The sequence below is a fragment of the Rhodovarius sp. genome (assembly GCF_040399605.1).
Taxonomy (GTDB): Bacteria; Pseudomonadota; Alphaproteobacteria; order Acetobacterales; family Acetobacteraceae; genus Rhodovarius; species Rhodovarius crocodyli_A.
Window position 1 is genome coordinate 1 of the sequence record NZ_JBBARU010000030.1, and the last position, 20,474, is coordinate 20,474.

Below are 20,474 nucleotides of genomic sequence, written 5' to 3' on the forward strand. Positions count from 1 at the left end.
GCGGATTGATCGAGACTGACGGCATTCGCGAGCTGGATTTCGGCCGCGGCGATGATGCCTACAAGCAGCTATGGGTGGCAGAGCGCCGGCAGCGCATCGGAGTCATGGTGACCGACCCATGGCACCCGGCCGGCATGCTGGAACTGGCCCGCCAGGGTGCCGCCCGCGGCAAGCGCCTGCTTCGTCGGATGGTCCAGCCAGAGGATGGAATGCGGGCATGAAAATCCTCTACAGCCACCGCATCCGCTCGCGCGATGGGCAGGCGGTGCATCTGGAGGCGATGGTGGCGGCGCTACGCGCCCAGGGCCATGCCGTTGAGGTGGTGGGCCCGGCGGGCTTTGCCGCTGCCGGGCTGGGCGGCGCGAGCCGCTGGCTGGGTTGGGTTCGGGAGCACTTGCCTGGCTGGGCGGGTGAATTGGCCGAAATGGCCTATGCGCTGCCCGCAACCTGGCGACTGGTAGGTGCGGCGCGGCGTTTCGCGCCCGATGTGATCTATGAACGGGCCAATCTGTTCCACCCGGCCGGCGCGCTGGTTGCGGCGCAGCGTGGCGTGCCGTTACTGCTGGAGGTGAATGCGCCACTGGCCGAGGAAAGGGCGCGTTTCGGGCGGCTGTCCTGGAAAAAACTAGCGGCGGAGAGCGAGCGCTTTGTCTGGCGCCGGGCCACGCGGGTCTTGCCGGTCACCACGGTGCTGGCGGGGCATGTGGCGCGAGCGGGCGTGCCTCCGGCGCGCATCGCCGTGGTGCCCAATGGTATTGAATTGGCGGATTTCCCGCCATCGCGCCCGCGCGCTGAGGAAGGGACGGTCATCCTGGGCTTCATCGGCTTCCTGCGCGAATGGCATGGGCTGGAGGGCATTCTGCGCGCCCTGGCCGCCGCCCCTGAAGGCCGCCGCATGCTGTTACGCATCGTGGGCGAGGGCCCGGCGCGGGTCGGATTGGAGAGCCTGGCGCGCGAATTGGGAATAACGCGGCAGGTCGAATTCCTCGGGCTGGCCGAGCGACATGCGGTGCCCGGCCTCATTGCCGGCTTTGACGTGGCCCTGCAGCCGGCCGCAGTGCCCTATGCCTGCCCACTGAAACTGCTGGAATATATGGCGGCCGGCCGCGCCATCGTGGCGCCGGACCAGCCCAATCTGCGCGAACTTCTGCAGCATGACAGCACCGCGCTGCTCTTCGCGCCGGGCGATGCGGCGGCGCAATGGCGCGCCATTGCCACACTGGCCGCCGATGCGCCTTTGCGCCGGCGGCTGGGCGATGCCGCGCGGCGGGACGTCATCCTCCGTGACATGACCTGGGCCGGCCAGGCGCGCCGCGTGGTAGCGCTGGCAGAGGCGGCGATGGCAGAGCAACGCGCACCCCGCCGGCACCAGGAGGCGGGCTATGCGGAGCCAATGGGATGAGACCGCCACCGCTGCTGCTGCATGTCTTTCCCAGCTTCGCGGTGGGCGGCGCGCAGGTGCGCTTTGCGGCGCTGGCCAATCGCTTTGGCCGGCGCTGGCGTCATCTGGTGGTGGCGCTGGATGGTGATCTGGCCTGTGCGCAGCGCCTCGCACCGGGGCTTTCCTGCCAACTCATTGCCGCACCCGCTGGCGGCATTGCCGCCGCCTGGGGGCTATTGCGGCAATGGCGGCCTGCGCTGCTGCTGACCAATAATTGGGGCAGCTTCGATTGGGCCATCGCCGCACGCGGCGTGCCGGGCCTGGCGCATTTGCACGCCGAGGATGGCTTTGGCAGCGAGGAGAGTGCCGGGCAATTGCGCCGCCGCGTCCTGGCGCGCCGATTGCTGCTGCGGCGCAGCGTGACGGTGCTGCCTTCCACCACCCTGCTGCGCATGGCGCGCGAGGTGTGGCGCCTGCCCCCCGGCGGGCTGCGGTTGGTGCCCAATGGCGTTGATTTGCAGCGCTTTCGGCCAGGGCCGGCTGGCGCGCTGCCGCCCGGCGAGGGGCCATGGCTGGGCACCGCAGCGGCGCTGCGGCCGGAGAAGAATATCGGGCGCCTGCTCCGCGCTGCCGCCTTGCTGCGCGGCCAGGGTTTGGCCTTCCGTCTGGCCATCATGGGCGAGGGGCCGCAACGCCCGGCGCTGGAAGCCCTGGCGCAGAATCTGGGCCTCGCCGATTGCACCCATTTCCTCGGCCATGTGGCCGACCCGGCGGCAAGCTGCCGGGCCTTGGATGTCTTCGCCCTTTCCTCGGACACCGAGCAAATGCCATTCGCGGTGTTGGAGGCGATGGCAAGCGGGCTGGCGGTGGCCAGCACCGATGTGGGCGATGTGGCGGCCATGCTCTCAGCGGAAAACCGGCCCTATCTGGCGGCACTGGATGATCGCGCCCTGGCGGATGCGCTGCGCCCGCTGCTGCGCGATGCTGCGTTGCGGGCCGCCATCGGCCGGGCCAATCGCGCCCGGGCGGAGCAGGTCTTCGATGAGGAGGCGATGTTCCAGGCCCATGCCGGGCTGATCAATGGCTTGCTCGCAACCTGAGCGCGAATGGGCGGCAAGGCCTATATTCAGGCCGCCAATATCCGCCGCGCCGCCGCCGCATCCAGCGCAATCTGCGCCACCAAGGCGTCCAGCCCGGCGAAGCGCTTTTCCTCCCGGATGAAGGCCAGCAGCGCCACGCTCACCTCCTGACCATAGAGATCGCCCGAAAAATCAAACAAATGGGCCTCGATACGGGAGATCGGGTCGCCGCCCAGGGTCGGCCTGCGTCCGAGATTGGCCACGCCAGGCACGACCTGCCCCGAGGCGAGGGTAACCTGCACGGCATAAACCCCGCGCGCCGGCTCAATATGCCGGCCAAGCGGCACATTGGCGGTGGGAAAGCCCAGGGTTCGGCCACGGGCATCGCCATGGCTCACCTCGCCCACCACGGTGAAGGGGCGGCCGAGCAGGGCGGCGGCCCGCTCAGGATAGCCGCCCTGCAATTCGCGGCGGATGCGGCTGCTGCTGATCACGCCCTCGGAATCAGCCAATGGCGGCACCACGGAAAGGCCGATGCCGGCCTCCTCGCAAGCCTGACGCAGCCAGGCGACATTGCCGCCACGGCGATGACCGAAGGCGAAATCCGGCCCGCAGGTCAAGTGTCCGGCGCCGATGCCCTCGCGCAGCACGGTCTGGAAAAACACCTCATGGGGCATATGCGCCCAACTGTCATCGAAGGGCAGCGCATAACACAGGGAGGCACCGGCCGCGGCCAGGGCATTGGCCTTGGCGGGCAGCAGGGTCAGGCGAAAGGGCGGGTCATCGGGGCGGAAATGCTCGCGCGGATGGGGCTCGAAAGTCAGCGCGGCCAGGGGGAGTTCGGGGCGGGCCTGATGGGCGGCAGCCAGCACGGCGCGGTGGCCCAGATGCACACCATCGAGATTGCCGAGCGCCACGGTGGCGCCGCGCGCCGCCTCGGGCAGGCCAGCGAGGTTGGAAAACACCCTCATGCCGGCCAGCGGCTTTCGGTGCTGGGCGTCCAGGCCAGCAGGGCGTCGATAGCGGCATCAGGGTCATGCGCCCGCACCGCGATGGCGCGATGGGGGGCGCGCAGAAAGCCGCCTTCGAGCATGCGCTGAGTCAGGGCGAAGAACGGGTCCCAAAACCCATCCTCATCGAGATAGACAATGCCCTTGCGATGAAAGCCGAGTTGCGACCAGGACTGGATTTCCACCGCCTCCTCCAGCGTGCCAATGCCGCCGGGCAGCACAATGAAGCCATCGGACCATTCATTCATCTGCGCCTTGCGGCTGTGCATATCGGGCACGACCGAGAGCCGGGTGATGCCGGTATGCTGCAATTCGCGCTCCCGCAGGGCCTGGGGGATGACGCCATAAACCTCCCCCCCCGCGGCAAGCGCGGCATCGGCCACCACACCCATCAGCCCGGCACGGCCACCGCCATAGACCATGCGCAAGCCACGCAGGCCAATGGCAGCACCGGTGGCGGCGGCGAGTGCCGCATGCGCCGGGTCGCGCCCCGGCGAGGCGCCACAAAAGACGCAAACCGCTTGCATCGCCCTCAGCCCCGGCTGGGAACCATGACGGTGGCCTCGCCCTCGATCACCGGCTTGCCGGCCACGGTGCAGGTGGTGTTGAGGGTGACGCGCTTCTTGCCGGGGTCGAGGGCGGTGATCTCGACGGTGGCAGTCACCGTATCGCCAATTTTGACCGGGGCGCGGAATTTGAGGTTTTGCGACAGGTAAATGCTGCCCTCGCCCGGCAGGCGGGTGCCCAGCACGGCGGAAATCAGCCCGGCCGAGAGCATGCCATGGGCGATGCGCTGCTTGAACATCGAGGCGGCGGCGACCTCGGCATTGATATGCACCGGATTGGTGTCACCGCTCACGGCGGCGAACATCAGGATATCCGCCTCACTGACGGTCTTGCCGAAGCTGGCGGTCATGCCCACGGAAAGGTCTTCGAAGAACATCGGCTGGCCCCTGTCTTGCTCACCCTGCTGTAATCCAGAAACGCCAGTGACGAAACCGCCATGGCTTGCGCTGCGGGGAATTCTGCGGGCAGCGTGGCCCCCATCATTGATGAAGGACAACCCGCCCATGCCCATCGCCATGCCCAGCAGCGAGACCTTGCTTGAGGAATTGCGGACATGGGTCGAGATAGAGACCCCCAGCGCCGATCCGGCAGCGGTGAACCGGCTGGTGGATCTGGCCGAATCGGGCCTGCGGGCCGCAGGGGCGAGCATTGAGCGCGTGCCCGGCCATAGCGGCCGCGGCGATACCCTCATCGCGCGCACCAATACCGGCACCGGCAATGCGCCGATTCTGATTTCAGGCCATCTCGATACGGTGTGGGATCATGGCCAATTGCTCAAGGACATGCCGTTTCGCGTCGATGGCGACCGCGCCTATGGGCCGGGGATTTATGACATGAAGGCCGGCAGCTTCCTGGCCTTTCATGCGGTGCGGGAAATCCTGCGCCAGGGCGTGGCCACCAATCGGCCGATCACCCTGCTGCTCACCCCTGATGAGGAGGTGGGCAGCCCCACCAGCCGCGCCATCATCGAGGCCGAAGCGGCGCGCGCCGCCGCCGTGCTGATCCCCGAGCCTGCCGGCGGGCCCAATGGCTGCGTGGTGACGGCGCGCAAGGGCACTGGCGGCTTCACCATCACCGCGAAGGGCAAAAGTGCCCATGCCGGCGGCAATTGGACCGAGGGGCGCAGCGCCGTGGTGGCGCTGGCCAGAATTATCCTGGCGATCCATGCGATGACCGATCTGGAGCGCGGCATCACCACCAATGTGGCGCCGATCTGGGGCGGCACGCGGCCCAATGTCATCCCGCCCGATGCCGGTTGCCGGGTGGATTTCCGGGTGGCCGAGGCCGAGCAGGCGCCGGAGGTGATCGCCGCCATCAAGGCGCTGGCCGGTGAGCATGATGGCGTGACCATCACCGTCGAAGGCGGGCTGAACCGCCCACCCATGGTGGAAAGCGAGGCCGGCCTTGGTCTCTATGCCCAGGCGAAAAGCATCGCCGCCGGCTTTGGCTATGACCTGCCCAAGCAGCATCGCGGCGGCGGTTCGGACGGCAATTTTACCGCCGCCATGGGCATTCCCACCCTGGACGGGCTGGGCTGCACCGGCCACGGCGCGCATGCGCCCGATGAGCATATCCGCTGGCGCGACCTAGCACCGCGCGGGGCCACCATCGCGGAGCTGCTCTGCCGGCTTTGAGCCCGGCGCGGGCGAGGGGCGGTGCGTGCTGTCACGCAGGATCAAAAAAGGTATACTGCGCCGCATGAAGCCGCCCTCTCCTTCCCGTCGTGGCCTGCTGGGCCTTGCTGTACTGGGTGCCACGGGCTGCGCCGCGGTGCCGGGGCCCGGTTCGGGCATCGCCCTGCCCGGCCGCTTTGCCGCCGCCCCCCCCGCACCACCGAACTGGCCCGATGCCAGCTGGTGGCGCGGCTTCGGCTCCGAAGAATTGAATGCGCTGATGGAAGCCGCGCTGGGCGGCAATTTCGATCTGCGCGCCGCCGAGGCCCGAATCCGGCAAAGCGATGCCAATCTGCGCATTGTCGGTCAACGGCTGCTGCCCAGCGGGAACCTAACCGCCAATACCTCGCGCACCCAAACACCGACGCAAACCGCCACCGCGGCCAATACCCCCGGCCGCAGCCGCTATATTCAGCGCGAATTCTTCCAGACCCAGCTGCAGGCCAGTTGGGAGCTGGATTTCTGGGGCCGCAACCGCCGCGCCGTGGAAGCGGCCGAACAATCCGCCCAGGCGGCGCGCTTCGAGCTGGGTGCGGTGCTGCTCACCACCCAGGCCTCGGTGGCCAATACCTATTTCACCGTGCTGGCAGCCCGCGAGCAATTGGTTGTGCAGGAGGCCAATGTCACCTCCGCCGAGCGCATTCTGGCCCTCTTGCAGCAGCGGGTTAATGCCGGCACGTCCAATGGGCTGGATCTGGCGCAGCAGAGCACCCTGGTGGCGCAGCTACGCGCCGGCGTGCCGCCGCTGCGGCTGATCGCCGAGCAGAACACCTATGCCCTGGCCACGCTGACCGGACGCCTGCCCAATGACATTGCGCCACCACAGCAGAAACTGGGCGATGTCCAACTCCCCGCACCCAGCCCCGGCTTGCCGGTGGAGGTGATGGTGCGCCGGCCCGACCTATGGCAGGCCGAGGCGCTGCTGGCCTCTTCCCAGGCCAATATTGAAGCGGCCCGCGCCGCCCTGCTGCCCAGCATCGTGCTCACCACCAGCGGCGGCTTTCAGAATGTGCTGCTGGAAAACCTGCTGCGGCCTGGATCGGCGCTTTATTCCTTGGCGGCGGGGCTGACCCAACCCATCTTCCAGCAGGGCCAGTTGCAGGCGCAGCTGCGGCTGAACCAGGCCCAGGCCGAGGAGCTGCTGGAATTCTACCGCCGCGCCATCGTCAATGCGCTGGTGGATGTGGAGAATGCAATCGTGGCGCTGCGCGAGACAACCGAACGCGAGGCCTTGCAGGCCGTGGCGCTGGGCAGCGCGGAGCGGGCCTATGCCATTTCCGAAACCCAGCTTCGCGCCGGCACCATTGACCTGATCACCGTGCTGAACACCCAGCAAAGCGTCTTCACCGCACGCGACCAGCTGGCGGTGATCCGCTTGGCGCGGCTGCAGGCGGCGGTGGCGATGTTCCGCGCGCTGGGCGGCGGCTGGGCCTGATGATGAGGATATCCACCTCCCATGCCTGATACCCCCATGCCGATTGAGCCAAAGCTGAGCGAGGCCGCGCTGAGCGCCGGCCCGCCCAGGCGCCGCCGGCGCTGGCCCTGGGTTTTGGCGCTGCTGCTGGCGGGCGGCGGGGCGGCCGCCTGGTGGTTTTGGCCGCAATTGAGCGGCCAAGGCGCAGCACCGCCAGCCAGCACCCGCCCGGCCGGGCGCGGTGGGCGCTTCCAGGGTGCGGTACCGGTTACCGCCATTGCCGCCGCGCGGGCCGATATTCCCGTGCTGGTCGAGGCGCTGGGCACGGTGCAGGCGCTCAATTCCATCACCATCCGCAGCCAGGTGGACGGTATTTTGGTGGAAATCGGCTTCACCGAGGGGCAGGAGGTGCGCCGTGGTGATGTGCTGGCGCGGATCGATCCACGCGCCTATGCCGCCGCCCTGGCCCAGGCCGAGGCCAAACGCGCCCAGAATCTGGCGCTGCTGGCCAATGCCCGGCTCGATTTGCAGCGCTATGTGGAGTTGGCGCGCAGCAATGGCGCCTCCCGCCAACAGCTCGACACCCAGCGCGCCCAGGTGGCGCAATATGAGGCCCAAATTCAGGCCGATGATGCGACGATAGAGACCGCCCGCACCCAGTTGGATTTCGCCACCATCCGCTCGCCGATTGATGGCAGGGTGGGCATTCGCGGGGTGGATCAGGGCAATCTCATCCGCGCCGGTGATGCGAATGGCATTGTGCTGGTCAATCAGGTGGCGCCGATTTCGGTGCTCTTCACCCTGCCGCAGCAGGATTTGCCACGGGTGATCACCGCCATGCAGGCCGGGCCGGTGGTGGTGCAGGCGCTGGCCTCGGATGGCACGGTGCGCGCCAGCGGCACCCTGCTCACCCCCGATAATATCGTGGACCAGACCACGGGGACAATCCGGCTCAAAGCAACCTTCGGCAATGAGGACCGGATGCTCTGGCCCGGCGCCTTCATCAATCTGCGCATCCAGCTGGGCCTGCTGCGCGGGGCGCTGACGGTGCCGCTGGCCGCGGTGCAGCGCGGGCCGGATGGCGCCTATGCCTTTGTGGTGCGGGCCGACAGCACGGTGGAGCAGCGCCCACTCGCGCTGGGGCTGATCACGGCGAGCCAGGCGGTGGTGCTGCGCGGCCTCACCCCCGGTGAGCAGGTGGTGACCTCGGGTGGGCTCAGGCTGACCAATGGCGCCGAGGTGATTGTGGCCGAGCCGGTGCGCGCCGCCCCGGTGGCACCACCACCGGTGGGCGAGGGGCGCAGGCGGGGGCCGCGGCCGGGCGGCGGCGCTCCGGCGGCGCCGTGAGCGTCTCCGCCCCCTTCATCGCCCGGCCGGTGGCCACCTCGCTCCTCGCGGTGTCCATGCTGCTGGCCGGGTTGTTCGGTTATCTGAAGCTGCCGGTCTCGGCGCTGCCGGAGGTGGATTTCCCCACCATCGAGGTCACCACGCAATTGCCCGGCGCCTCGCCCGAGACGGTGGCGGTGCTCATCACCGCCTCGCTGGAGCGGCAATTGGCGCAGATCGCCGGCCTCGTGGATATGATCTCGGTGAGCAGCCCCGCCACCTCGCGCATCACCATGCAGTTCAATCTTGGCCGCGATATTGATGACGCAGCGCAGGATGTGCAGGCAGCGATCAATGCCGCGCGCGGCACCTTGCCGCTCAACCTCCCCTACCCGCCCACCTACGCCAAGGTGAACCCGGCCGACCCGCCGATCATGACCCTTGCCCTGACCTCGACCACCCTACCCATCCACCGCCTCTCCGATGCCGCGGATACCCTGCTGGCACAAAGGCTGGCGCAGGTTTCCGGGGTGGGGCGGGTGACGGTGCAGGGCAATATGCGGCCGGGGATGCGCATTCAGGGCGACCCGCGCAGGCTCGCAGCCTATGGGCTATCGCTCGAGGATATCCGCTCCACCGTCATAGCTTCCAACCTCGCCGGCCCCAAGGGCTCGCTGGATGGGCCGCGCCAGGCCTCCTCGGTGATGGCCAATGACCAGATCGGCACAGCGGCTGGCTTTGCCAATCTGGTCATGGCCTGGCGCAATGGCGCGCCTGTGCGCATCGCCGATATTGGCGAGGTGCGGGAGGATCTGGAAAACACCCTCAACGCCGCCTGGTTCAATGGCAGCCGCGCCGTGCTGCTCGATGTGCAGCGCCAGCCCGGGGCCAATATCGTCGAGACGGTGGACCGGGTGCGCGAGCAGTTGGAGCGGCTGCAAAGCGGCCTGCCGGCCGGCATCGCGCTCAGCGTCGTGGCGGACCGGACGGAGACGATCCGCGCCTCGGTGCATGAGGTGCAATTCACCCTGGTGCTCTCGGTCGTTCTGGTGGTGGCGGTGATCTACGTGTTCCTGCGCACCGCCCGCGCCACGCTGGTGCCCGGCGTGGCCCTGCCGCTATCGATCATCGGCACCTTTGGCATCATGGCGCTATGGGGGTTTTCGCTGGACAATCTCTCGCTGATGGCGCTGACCATCGCCACAGGCTTCGTGGTGGATGATGCGATCGTGATGATCGAGAATATCGTCCGCCTGATCGAGGATGGCGAGCACCCCCTGGTGGCGGCCTTCAAGGGGGCAAAGCAGATCGGCTTTACCGTGGTCAGCCTCACCGTCTCACTGGTGGCAGTGTTCATTCCGCTGCTGTTCATGCCCGGTGTGGTGGGGCGGCTGTTCAGCGAATTCGCCATCACGCTGAGTGTGGCGGTGGTGGTCTCCATGGTGGTCTCGCTCACCCTGACGCCGATGATGACGGGGCGGCTGATGCGCAGCGCCGGCATGGACCAACCCGGCTGGCTGGCACGGCAATGTGAGCGCGGCTTTGACTGGCTGCGCGATCATTACGCCACGAGCCTGCGCTGGGTGCTGCGGCATGAATGGCTCATGCTAGGGCTCAGTCTTGCCACGCTGCTGGGCACGATCTGGCTTTATATCGCCATGCCCAAGGGTTTTTTGCCGGCACAGGATACCGGGCTTTTGGTGATCACCACCGAGGGACCGGAAGATGCCTCCTTCGCGCGGCTCTCAGCCCTGCAATTGCAGGTGGCGGAATTGGTGCGGGCAGACCCCGATGTGACGGGGGTAACCGCCATTGCCGGCGCCGGTACGGTCAATGCAGCGCAGAATAATGGCCGGATTACCGCGGTGCTGAAGCCACGCGGCCAGCGTGCCGCCTCGGCGCAGCAGATCGCAGCGCGAATGGCACCGGTGCTGGCCACCGTCCCGGGCGTGGTGTCGCAAATTCAGGCGATGCAGGATATTCAGATCGGCGCACGGGTCACCTCTACGCAGTACCAATACACGCTGACCGATTCAGATGCGGCACGGCTGCGCGAATGGGCACCGCGGCTGCTGGCGGCGCTGCGCGAATTGCCGAGCCTGGCCCAGGTCAATAGCGACCAGCGCGATAGTGGCCTGCGGGTGCATGTGGAGGTGGATCGCGATATGGCCGCACGCCTGGGCGTGACCATGCAGGCGGTGGATGACATACTGTATGACGCCTTTGGCCAACGCCAGATCAGCACGATCTACGCCCAGACCAACCAGTATCGGGTGATCCTCGAAGCCACCCCCGAATTACGCGATGACCCCAGCCTCATCGGCCTGCTCCGGGTGCCAGGTGCGGTGAGCAACCAAGGTGCAGGATTTGCCGCCACCACGGTGACAGCGGGTGCCACGGTGGGCGCCACCTCGGCCAGCGCACAGGGCAATTACCAGGTGCCCCTCGCCGCCATTGCCACCATCACCCAGCGCGCGGGGCCGCTCACGATCACGCGGCAGGACCAGTTTCCGGCGGTGACGATTGGCTTTGATCTCGCACCCGGAATATCGCTCAGCCATGCCGTGAGCGATATTCTCGCCGCCGGGGCGCAGCTGGGACTGCCCGATACCGTGGCTGGCGAATTTTCCGGCGATGCGGCGGAATTCAACCGCTCGCTCGCCTCCACGCCCTGGCTGATCCTGGCGGCGGTGGTGGTGATCTATCTGGTGCTGGGCGTGTTGTATGAGAGCGTGGTGCACCCGATCACCATTCTCTCCACCCTGCCCTCGGCCGGGATCGGGGCGCTGCTGGCGCTGTGGGTATGTGGGCTTGACCTGTCGGTTGTGGGGCTGATCGGCATCGTGCTGCTGATGGGCATCGTCAAGAAGAACGCGATCATGATGATCGACTTCGCGCTGGAGGTGCAGCGCGACCATGGGCGCTCCGCCGATGAGGCAATCTATGAGGCCTGCGTGCTGCGGTTTCGCCCCATCATGATGACCACCATGGCGGCGCTGCTGGGGGCGGTGCCGCTGGTTATTGGCAATGGACCGGGCAGCGAATTGCGCCTGCCGCTTGGCGTCTCGGTGATCGGCGGCCTGCTGCTGAGCCAGGTCATCACGCTCTACACCACACCGGTGATTTATCTGGCGCTGGAGCGGCTGCGGGTGCGGCTGGGCGGCGCTGAACAGACCGCGCCGGCGGAGTAACGGTGTCGATCTCCGCCCTCTTCATCCAAAGGCCCATCGCCACGATGATGCTGGCCCTGGGCCTCGCCTTGTCAGGCATGGTGGCGTATTTCGCCCTGCCCATCGCGCCATTGCCCAGGGTTGATCTGCCCACCATCGTGGTCACCGCCAGCCAACCCGGGGCGGACCCGGCGGTGATGGCCTCATCGGTGGCCGCCCCCCTGGAGCGGCGGCTGGGGGCGATTGCGGGGGTGGCCGAACTCACCTCTACCTCCTCACTCGGCAATACCGCCATAGTCGTGCAATTCGACCTCAACCGCAGGATCGGCGATGCGGCAAAGGATGTGCTGTCGGCGATCAATGCTGCGGGCACGGACCTGCCGGCCGGCATGCCCAACCCACCGAATTTCCGCCGCGCCAACCCCGCCGATGCGCCGGTGCTCATCCTCGCCGTCACCTCCGATACCCTGGCACCCGGCGCGGTCTATGACGCGGTGGATAGCATCATCTCCCCCCGCATAGCCCGTGTGGAGGGTGTGGCGCAGGTGATTGTCACCGGCGCCGAACAGCCCGCGGTGCGGGTGCAGGTGGACCCTGCCGCCGCCGCCTCGGCCGGGATTTCGATGGAGAGCATTCGCTCCACCATCAATACCGCCAATATCACCCAACCCACAGGGCTGATCGAGGGCATGGTCCAAGGCGGCGCCATTTCGGTCAATGACCGGATCGAGCGGCCTGAGGATTATGGCAACCTTGTTCTGCGGGCGCAGAATGGCGCGATCATGCGCCTCTCCTCCATCGCCAATGTGGAACTGGGCGTGCGGGACCGGCGGCAGGCGGGCATGTTTAACGGCCGCCCGGCCGTCATCATGGTCGTCTTCAAGCAGCCCGATGCCAATGTGATCGAGGTCGTGGATGGCATTCAACGCCTGCTGCCCGACCTGGCGCGCTGGGTGCCGGCGGGGGTGAGGGTCAATACCCTCCGCGACGGTTCACAAACCATCCGCGCCTCGGTGAGCGAGGTGCAGCACACGCTGGTCATTTCCATCATCCTGGTGGTGGCGGTGGTGGCGCTGTTCCTGCGGCGCCGGGCGGCGGTGGTGGCGGCGGCCATCTCGGTGCCGCTCTCGCTGCTGGGCACGCTGTCGGTGATGTGGCTGGTGGGCTATTCGCTGAACAATCTCTCGCTCATGGCGCTCACCATCTCGGTGGGGTTTGTCGTCGATGATGCCATTGTCATGATCGAGAACATGACCCGGCTGCGCGAGCGCGGCATGGGGCGGATGGCGGCAGCGCTCGAAGGGGCGCGGCAGATCAGTTTCACCGTGGTCTCGATCACGCTGTCGCTCATCGCGGTGTTCATCCCGCTGCTCTTCATGCCGGGCATTGTGGGGCGGCTGTTTCGCGAATTTTCCGTCACCCTGGCGATTGCGGTGGCGATATCCGCCGTCATCTCGCTCACCGTCACGCCGATGATCGCAGCGCGGATGGGTGCGGAGAAGGAAGGCCCGCATGGCTGGTTCGGCCGGCAATTCGAGCGCGGCATGGAGGGGCTGATCCAGGGCTATATGTGGTCACTGCGCCATGTGCTGCGGTTTCGCCGCCTGATGCTGGTCTTCACCCTGGGCCTCGTGGGGGTGACGGTCTGGCTCTACACCATCGTGCCGAAGGATTTCTTCCCGCAGCAGGATACCGGGCTGATTGTGGGGGTGGTGCAGGCCGCACCCGATACCTCCTATCGCGCCATGGTGGATATCTATAATCAGGCCACCGAAATCATCGGCCGGGACCCCGCGGTGGCCTCGCTCGGCGGCTCGGTGGGTGGTGGCAATGGCAATGCCTCGGCCACGACGGCGCGGTTTTTCATCTCGCTGAAAAATATCTCCGAACGGCCAGGCACCACGGCAGAGCGCATCATCAACCACCTGCGGCCACAATTGGCGGCGCTGCCCGGCACCCAGGTGTTTCTGCGCGCCATTCAGGACATCAATGCCGGCGGCAGGCCAGGCAATGCGCAATTCCAATATGTTTTGCTCGCGCCGGATTTGGCGGAACTGCAAAGCTGGTCCGAGACATTGGTGCGCCGGCTGCGGGAATTGCCGCAACTAGCCGATGTCTCCTCCGATCAGCAGCGCTCAGGGCTGGTCTCACGCCTTGTGGTGGACCGTGATGCGGCGGCACGGCTGGGCATCTCCTTCCAGGCGGTGAACCAGACGTTGAACAACGCCTTCTCCCAGCGCCAGGTCAGCGTGATTTATCGCGCCCGCAACCAGTATCGGGTGATCCTGGAGGTTGATCCAGCCATGGCGGAGGACCCGCGGCAATTCGACCATCTCTTCGTGCCCGGGCGCGGGGGCGTGCAGGTGCCCATCAGCGCCTTCGCCCGGCTGGAGCGCGCGGCCGCCCCGCTGGCCATCACCCATCAGGGGCAATTCCCGGCCTCAACCATCACTTTCAACCTGCGCGAAGGCGTGGCGCTGGGCGAGGCGGGGCGGCTGATCGAGCAGGCGCAGTTGGATGTGCAAATGCCCGGCTCCATCCGTGGCGAATTTGCCGGCAATGCCCGGGTGTTCCGCAATTTCCAGACCGGCCAGGGGCTGCTCATCCTGGCGGCGCTGCTGAGCATCTATCTCGTGCTGGGCATTCTCTATGAGAGCCTGATCCACCCGCTCACTATCATCTCCACCCTGCCCACGGCGGGCATTGGCTGCCTGCTGGCGCTGTTGGTGACCAAGACGCCCTTCACCGTCATCGCCCTCATCGGCGTGATCCTGCTGATGGGCATTGTGAAGAAGAACGCGATCATGATGGTCGATTTCGCCCTCCAGCATGAGCGTGACGGCGGCGAGCCGGGCGAGGCGGCTATACTGGAAGCCTGCCGCGAGCGGTTTCGGCCGATTTTGATGACGACGATGGCCGCGCTGTTTGGCGCCATCCCGCTCGCCTTCGCCTCAGGCGCCGGGGGCGAGTTGCGCCAGCCACTGGGCATCGCGATCATCGGCGGGCTGGCACTGTCGCAATTACTGACGCTCTACACCACGCCGGTGGTGTATTTGGCGCTGGAGAATTTGGCCGGTGGCAGGCGGGCGAAGATGCTGACGGCGCCGGCGGAATAGGCTCTATTCCTCAGCCAGCGTCGCCAATTCCGCCCGCAGATCGGCAATCCCCGTGCCCTTCTCGCTGCTGGTGGTGATGACCAGCGGATGGGCCGCGGTGTATTTGCGCACCAGTTCAGCCGCCTGAAGTTGGCGTTGCGCCAGCCAATAGGGCTTCGCGTCATCGGCCTTGGTCAGCACGATCTGAAAGCCCACGGCGGCCTCGTTCAGCAGGCCCATGGCGGCCTCGTCGCTCGCCTTGGTCTCGATCCGGGCATCGAGCAGCAGCAGCACCCGGCGCAGGGTGGGGCGGCCGCGCAAGAAGTCGAACATTAGCCCCTGCCAATCCTCCTTCACCGCCTTGGCCGCCTGGGCGTAGCCATAGCCCGGCATGTCCACCAGGCCGAGCCGACCACCGAGATCGAAGAAATTCAACTGCTTGGTACGCCCGGGCGTGTGAGACACCCGCGCCAGCGCATTATGCCCGACCAGCGCGTTGATCAGCGAGGATTTGCCCACATTCGAGCGGCCGCACAGCGCGATCTCGGGCAGGCCCGGCGGCGGCAATTGGTCAATACGCTGGGCGGCAAAGAAAAACTCGCAGGGCTTGGCAAAGAGCAGACGGCCGGTCTCCACCAGCGCCGCGCGCTCCTCATCATCCCGTGCTTCCAATAATCCCATCAGGCCTTCGCTGCTTTCTTCGCCTCATGCTTGCGCATAATCCACCATTGTTGCGCCATGGAGAGCAGGTTGTTCCAGGACCAGTAGATCACCAAGCCGGCGGGGAAGCTGGCCAGCATGAAGGTGAAGATCACCGGCATCCATTGGAAGATCTTGGCCTGGACCGGGTCCGGCGGCTGTGGGTTCAGCTTCTGCTGGAAGAACATGGTCACGCCCATGATCAGCGCCCAGGCCGGCAGGTGGAAGAAGGCCGGCGGATCAAAGGGAATGAGCCCGAACAGATTGAACAAGTTGGTCGGATCAGGCGCCGAAAGGTCCAAAATCCAACCAAAGAACGGCGCATGCCGCATTTCAATGGTAACAAACAGCACCTTGTAAAGTGCAAAGAACACCGGAATTTGCAGCAATATCGGCAGACAGCCCGAGGCGGGGTTGATCTTCTCGGCCTTGTAGAGCGCCATCATTTCGCGCTGCAATTGCTGCGGGTCGTCCTTATAGCGCTCGCGCAGCTCGGTCATCTTCGGCCCTAGCACCTTCATGCCGGCCATGGAGCTATAGGCCTTATTCGCCAAGGGGAGAAAGAGGAGCTTGAGCGCGAATGTAAAGATAAGAATAGCGATACCGAAATTGCCAGTTAACTTGAACAACCAGTCAATTCCATAGAAAAATGGCTTGGTAATGAAATAAAACCAACCAAAATCAATTGCCTTGTCAAAATCCTGAATATTCAGCGTGCTGCGATAGGCATCGAGCAGCAACACCTCCTTGGCACCGGCAAAGAGCCGGCTGGAGAGTTCACCCGTCGCACCCGGCGCCACGCTTTGCGGTGCGGGCAGCGCAATATCAGCCTGCCAGCGATCGACGCCATTGTCGGAGATGTGGCGGAAACTATGCCGCAGCCGGGTCGCCGGGTCCTGCGGCATCAGCGCCGTCAGCCAGTATTTATCGGTAAAGCCGGCCCAACCGCCGGCGCTCTCGCCCTCGAAGGCGGGGCCACGGCGCGTCGTCGCCTCCTTCTTGCCGGCATCATAGGTGACCTCGGTCAACCGCCCATCCAGCACGCCCACATAGCCTTCGTGAAGGATGAAAAAGCCGGCGATCTGGGGCGTGCGCTCGCGCCGGATGCGCGCCCAGGGCAGCACCGTCACCGCCTCGGCGGCGGTGTTGCGTACCCGCTGCACCACGCTGACCATATAATTGGGGTCAAGCCGCATCTCGGCCTCGAAGATCTGGCCCTGGCCGTTATCCCACTCGAATACCACGGGCTGGCCCGGGGCGAGCGGCCCGCCGGCCACGCGCCAATCGGTGTTGATATCGGGCACGCGGGTGCGGCCATCGGCGGCGGTCCAGCCCCATTGGGCAAAGTAGCCATCCGTCCGGCCTCGCGGATTCAACAGGCGCACCAGCGGCGAACCGGGCTCCACCGTCTCATTATAATCACGCAGCGTGAGCATATCGAGCTGCAAGCCGCGGGCGGAGATGCTGCCCTGCACCCGGGCATTCTCCACCGCCACCCGCGCGGGGGGCGGCAGCGCCGCATCGGTGGCAGCGGTCAGGCTGTCACCCAGCGCCTGAGCGGAGGGCTGTGGCACGCCGGCAGGCCCCGCCGGCGCGCTGGCCTGCGGCGCGGGCGCCACAATATCGGGCCGATTGGCGCGGTTATAGACATCGAACACCAGCAGGATGCCGATGGAGATGGCGATGGCCGCCAGCAGACGCTTCTGGTCCATGTTGTCCGTTACAATCGAGTGGCTGGCAGGTTCAGCGGGAGTGGGATGGCGGCACGGGGTCGTACCCCCCTTTATGCCAGGGGTTGCAGCGCAATATGCGCCCGACCGCAAGCCCTGTTCCGCGAATAGCGCCATGGGAGGACAAAGCCTCCAGCGCATATTCCGAACAGCTGGGGTAATGGCGGCAATGCGCGCCGATAAACGGGCGCAAAGTGTACTGGTAAGCCCGCACCGCGCCACGCAGCAGCAATACGGCTGGGTCTTGCTGTTTCAGCCGGGCAAGGCTCATCGGGGCAGGCCCAGCTTGATGAGCGCGGCCCGCAAATCCTCACACAGATCGGCGAAGCTATTCTGACGGATCGCCTCACGCGCCACCAGCACAATATCATGCCCCTGCGCAGGCTTGGCGGCAAATTCGGCCCGGGCGGCTGCACGCATGCGCCGCTTGGCCCGGTTTCGCACCACGGCATTGCCCAATTTCTTGGTGGCGGTGAACCCCAGCCTCACCTGTCCCTCGCCATGCTGAAGGACCTGCACAAGCAAGGCACCACGGCCCTGCTTGCGGCCACGCCCCGCCACGGCCAGAAAATCCGCCCGCCGCTTGAGACGACCGAAAGCAGGACCTCCAGCGGGGCTGGATTCACCTGGTCTGGATTCAGGGGGCAACATGGCCTCCCCGGATGACATGCTCAGGCGGTGAGCTTGGCGCGGCCCTTGGCGCGGCGATTGGCAACAACCTTGCGGCCGCCAACGGTCGCCATACGGGCGCGATAACCGTGCCGGCGCTTCCGGACGAGCTTGGATGGCTGATAGGTGCGCTTCACGGTGCAACTCCTGGATAGGCAAAAGATTATTGCCGGGCTGCGCAAGGCACCCCGGTAGGAGCGGGTGTATAGGGATGGGCGGCCGGCTTCGTCAAGCTGGCCGCCGCCCTTTCAGTCCAGCCCGCTGCAGCCCAGCCGGCGCAGGCTGGCATCCACCCAGGCCCCGTCATGCGTGCCGGCCAGAATATTGGCCATCTGCACATTCTCAGCCGCGTGCTTGGCCTGGGTGGCCTTGAGCACCGAATCGAGTTCTCCATAAGGCACGCAGACCAGGCCATCCTCGTCACCCAGGACCAGATCGCCAGGTTCGATCACCATACCATCCAGCGCAATGGCACAATTGATCACGCCCGGGCCATCCTTATAGGGGCCACGATGGGTGACGCCGGCGGCATAGACCGGGAAATCATGCGCCGCGATCCAACCGGCATCGCGAATGGCGCCATTGATGACGATACCCGCGACCCCCGCCTTGATCATGGAATTGGCCATCAACTCGCCGATCAGCGCATTGGTCAGGTCACCGCCGCCATCAACGATGATCACATCCCCCGGGGCGGCGAGTTGAATGGCCTTATGGATCATCAGATTGTCACCGGGACGCGTCTTCACCGTCAGCGCCGGGCCGGCCAGGAGCGCGCCCTTATGCATCGGCCGCAGCCGGGGCCCGGCAGCGACCATGCGCGACATGCAATCGCTCACATTGGCCACCGGCAGGCTGCGAAACGCCTCCACAATGGCGGGGCTGACCGCACGGTCGCGACGATGGATGGCGAAGCCTGTTGGCATGCTGATTCTCCTCGAATTGTAAAAACTTACCGCCCCTTGAACACCGGCACACGCTTCTCGGCAAAAGCCTTCTGGGCCTCGCGCGTATCCTCGGTGCGGGAGAGGGCAACGGTCTGGGATTGCTCGAAACGATAACCGTCGCGCAGCGGCATTTCTTCTGTCGTGGCAAAGGATTTTTTGGCGGCACGAATGGCAAGCGGCACTTTTTGCGCGATCTCGGCGGCGATGCCTTGCGCCGTGGCCAGCAATTGCGCCCCCGGCACACAGTAACTCGCAGCATTCATCCGGTAGAGCTCCGGGCCGGTGAAGCGGCGCGCGGTGTAGATCATCAGGCGCGCATCTGAGGGGCTGAAATGCCGCAGCGTATGCCGCACGCCCCCGGCCAGGCCCACATCCACCTCGGTCATCGACAGAAACGCATCCTCGCTCACCACCAAAATGTCGCAGCACAGGGCCATGACGCAGCCCGCGCCGATGGCGGCACCATTGACCGCGGCAATCACCGGCTTCTCGCATTCGATGATCGCATCAAAGGCGGCGCGCACCAGCCGGTTATGGGCAGGGTAGACGCCCGGCTCGGCGCTGGGCCGCTCTTTCAGATCAGCGCCGGCGGAAAACGCTCGGCCGGCGCCGGTTAGGATGATGGCGCGCACATCCTCCCGGTCATGCAATTCATCAAACAGCGCCACGCATTAATGGCGGAACTGCCGGTTCTGCGCATTCACCGGCGGGCGGGTCATGGTGATGGTGGCGACGTGGTCCACCACCTCCAGCAAAAAGCATTCCATTGTCATTCTGCCCTTATATTGGCCGCGCGAATCACATCGCGCCAGCGCGTGCTTTCTGCGGCAATGGTGACCGCGAGTTCCTCCGCCGTGCCGCCTATCGGCTCCTCGCCCAGCGCCGCCATCCGGGCGCGGAAGGCAGGGTCACCCAGCACCTGGTTGAAGCCGGCATTCAGCCGGGCAATCGTCGCGGCCGGGGTGCCGGCAGGTGCGGCGATATAATTGAAAGGCGAGGCATCAAAGCCCGGCAGCGTCTCGGCAATCGCCGGAATGGCCGGCACCAGGGGTGAGCGTGTGGGGGTGGAAACCCCTAAGGCGCGCAACCGCCCCTCCCGCGCATGTGGCAGGGTGATGGAGAGCGTGTCGATCGACATCTGCACATTGCCGGCAATGAGTTCCGTGGTGCCGGGGCCGCTGCCGCGATAGGGCACATGCAACATATCCACCCCGGCCAGATATTTGAGCATCTCACCGGCGAGATGGCTGGAGGCACCAACGCCCGATGAGGCAAAGGCCAGCGCCCCAGGCCGCGCCCGGGCCAGCGCGATCAGCTCCGCCACATTCGCGGCCGGCACCGCAGGATGCACGCAAAGCAAATTCGGCGCCCGTTTGACGCTGACCACGGGCGCGAAATCGGCCACCGGGTCATAGGGCAGGCTGCGCATGAGATGGGGGTTGATGATCTGCGGCCCCGGCGTGCCGTAGAGCAGGGTCAGCCCATCCGGCGCGGCGCGCGCCACCATCTGCGCGCCCAGCGTGGCGCCGCCGCCGGGGCGGTTTTCCACCACCATGGTCTGGCCAAGCGCCAGACCCACCGGCTCGGCCATCATCCGCGCTGTCTGATCGGCCGAACCACCAGCGGCGAAGGGCACGATCAGCCGAATGCTGCGGCTTTGCCCCCAGCTAGGCGCGGCCAGGGCGGGGCTGGCCAGGAGGAGGCGGCGCTGCAT

18 protein-coding genes and 1 pseudogene are annotated in these 20,474 nt (G+C 66.2%); 8 read left to right on the forward strand and 11 right to left on the reverse strand.

Features of this window, described 5'->3' with window-relative positions:
• The 3 genes and pseudogenes from ABWP84_RS09675 to ABWP84_RS09685 all read left to right on the forward strand — a co-directional run.
• Positions 1–221 (forward strand): annotated as a pseudogene (locus tag ABWP84_RS09675) (hypothetical protein); the annotation flags it as partial.
• Positions 218–1,402: a glycosyltransferase family 4 protein gene (locus ABWP84_RS09680; protein WP_353211817.1), complete on the forward strand. Its 1,185-nt coding sequence runs from the start codon at positions 218–220 to the stop codon at positions 1,400–1,402. The pseudogene ABWP84_RS09675 and the gene ABWP84_RS09680, both read left to right, overlap by 4 nt.
• Positions 1,399–2,481 carry a glycosyltransferase gene (locus ABWP84_RS09685; protein ID WP_353211818.1) on the forward strand — a complete coding sequence of 361 codons (1,083 nt, stop codon included), beginning with the start codon at positions 1,399–1,401 and terminating at the stop codon, positions 2,479–2,481. Before ABWP84_RS09680 ends, ABWP84_RS09685 begins: the two co-directional genes overlap by 4 nt.
• Before the next feature lie 26 nt (positions 2,482–2,507).
• Here the strand turns inward: ABWP84_RS09685 and ABWP84_RS09690 are convergent, their stop codons facing one another.
• Genes ABWP84_RS09690 through ABWP84_RS09700 form a run of 3 tightly spaced genes read right to left on the reverse strand, consistent with a single transcriptional unit; the run spans position 2,508 to position 4,413 of the window.
• Positions 2,508–3,431 (reverse strand): bifunctional riboflavin kinase/FAD synthetase, encoded by a 924-nt coding sequence (locus tag ABWP84_RS09690; RefSeq protein ID WP_353211819.1) that lies wholly within the window; start codon positions 3,429–3,431, stop codon positions 2,508–2,510.
• A complete protein-coding gene (locus ABWP84_RS09695; protein WP_353211820.1) occupies positions 3,428–3,997 on the reverse strand; it encodes a TIGR00730 family Rossman fold protein in 570 nt (189 codons plus the stop codon). Before ABWP84_RS09695 ends, ABWP84_RS09690 begins: the two co-directional genes overlap by 4 nt.
• Before the next feature lie 5 nt (positions 3,998–4,002).
• Complete coding sequence (locus ABWP84_RS09700) at positions 4,003–4,413, reverse strand: MaoC family dehydratase (protein ID WP_353211821.1); 411 nt, start codon at positions 4,411–4,413, stop codon at positions 4,003–4,005.
• 127 nt (positions 4,414–4,540) lie between these two features.
• Here ABWP84_RS09700 and ABWP84_RS09705 point away from each other — a divergent pair, with 127 nt between their 5' ends.
• The 5 genes from ABWP84_RS09705 to ABWP84_RS09725 all read left to right on the forward strand — a co-directional run bounded on the left by ABWP84_RS09705 (position 4,541) and on the right by ABWP84_RS09725 (position 14,736).
• On the forward strand, positions 4,541–5,671 hold the full coding sequence (locus tag ABWP84_RS09705; protein WP_353211822.1) for a M20 family metallopeptidase: 1,131 nt from the start codon (positions 4,541–4,543) through the stop codon (positions 5,669–5,671).
• Positions 5,672–5,735: 64 nt separating this feature from the next.
• On the forward strand, positions 5,736–7,145 hold the full coding sequence (locus tag ABWP84_RS09710) for an efflux transporter outer membrane subunit (protein ID WP_353211823.1): 1,410 nt from the start codon (positions 5,736–5,738) through the stop codon (positions 7,143–7,145).
• A gap of 21 nt (positions 7,146–7,166) precedes the next feature.
• The gene (locus tag ABWP84_RS09715; RefSeq protein WP_353211824.1) at positions 7,167–8,471 is read left to right on the forward strand and encodes an efflux RND transporter periplasmic adaptor subunit; all 1,305 of its coding nucleotides are present in this window, start codon (positions 7,167–7,169) and stop codon (positions 8,469–8,471) included.
• On the forward strand, positions 8,468–11,641 hold the full coding sequence (locus ABWP84_RS09720) for an efflux RND transporter permease subunit (RefSeq protein WP_353211825.1): 3,174 nt from the start codon (positions 8,468–8,470) through the stop codon (positions 11,639–11,641). The genes ABWP84_RS09715 and ABWP84_RS09720 overlap by 4 nt, the downstream gene beginning before the upstream one ends.
• Before the next feature lie 2 nt (positions 11,642–11,643).
• Positions 11,644–14,736 carry an efflux RND transporter permease subunit gene (locus tag ABWP84_RS09725; RefSeq protein WP_353211826.1) on the forward strand — a complete coding sequence of 1,031 codons (3,093 nt, stop codon included), beginning with the start codon at positions 11,644–11,646 and terminating at the stop codon, positions 14,734–14,736.
• A gap of 3 nt (positions 14,737–14,739) precedes the next feature.
• Here ABWP84_RS09725 and yihA read toward each other — a convergent pair whose 3' ends face one another.
• From yihA to ABWP84_RS09765, 8 genes are all read right to left on the reverse strand, one after another.
• Positions 14,740–15,396, reverse strand: coding sequence for a ribosome biogenesis GTP-binding protein YihA/YsxC (gene yihA, locus ABWP84_RS09730; protein ID WP_353211827.1), 657 nt, complete (start codon positions 15,394–15,396; stop codon positions 14,740–14,742).
• On the reverse strand, positions 15,396–17,126 hold the full coding sequence (gene yidC / locus ABWP84_RS09735; RefSeq protein WP_353211828.1) for a membrane protein insertase YidC: 1,731 nt from the start codon (positions 17,124–17,126) through the stop codon (positions 15,396–15,398). The genes yihA and yidC overlap by 1 nt, the downstream gene beginning before the upstream one ends.
• Positions 17,127–17,157: 31 nt before the next feature.
• On the reverse strand, positions 17,158–17,415 hold the full coding sequence (gene yidD, locus ABWP84_RS09740; protein WP_353211829.1) for a membrane protein insertion efficiency factor YidD: 258 nt from the start codon (positions 17,413–17,415) through the stop codon (positions 17,158–17,160).
• Positions 17,412–17,813 carry a ribonuclease P protein component gene (rnpA, locus tag ABWP84_RS09745; protein WP_353211830.1) on the reverse strand — a complete coding sequence of 134 codons (402 nt, stop codon included), beginning with the start codon at positions 17,811–17,813 and terminating at the stop codon, positions 17,412–17,414. The genes yidD and rnpA overlap by 4 nt, the downstream gene beginning before the upstream one ends.
• Positions 17,814–17,815: 2 nt before the next feature.
• Complete coding sequence (gene rpmH / locus ABWP84_RS09750) at positions 17,816–17,950, reverse strand: 50S ribosomal protein L34 (RefSeq protein ID WP_353211831.1); 135 nt, start codon at positions 17,948–17,950, stop codon at positions 17,816–17,818.
• 111 nt (positions 17,951–18,061) lie between these two features.
• Positions 18,062–18,739, reverse strand: a complete 678-nt coding sequence (locus ABWP84_RS09755) for an RraA family protein (RefSeq protein ID WP_353211832.1) — start codon at positions 18,737–18,739, stop codon at positions 18,062–18,064.
• 26 nt (positions 18,740–18,765) lie between these two features.
• On the reverse strand, positions 18,766–19,428 hold the full coding sequence (locus tag ABWP84_RS09760; protein ID WP_353211833.1) for an enoyl-CoA hydratase-related protein: 663 nt from the start codon (positions 19,426–19,428) through the stop codon (positions 18,766–18,768).
• 101 nt (positions 19,429–19,529) lie between these two features.
• A complete protein-coding gene (locus tag ABWP84_RS09765; protein ID WP_353211834.1) occupies positions 19,530–20,474 on the reverse strand; it encodes a tripartite tricarboxylate transporter substrate binding protein in 945 nt (314 codons plus the stop codon).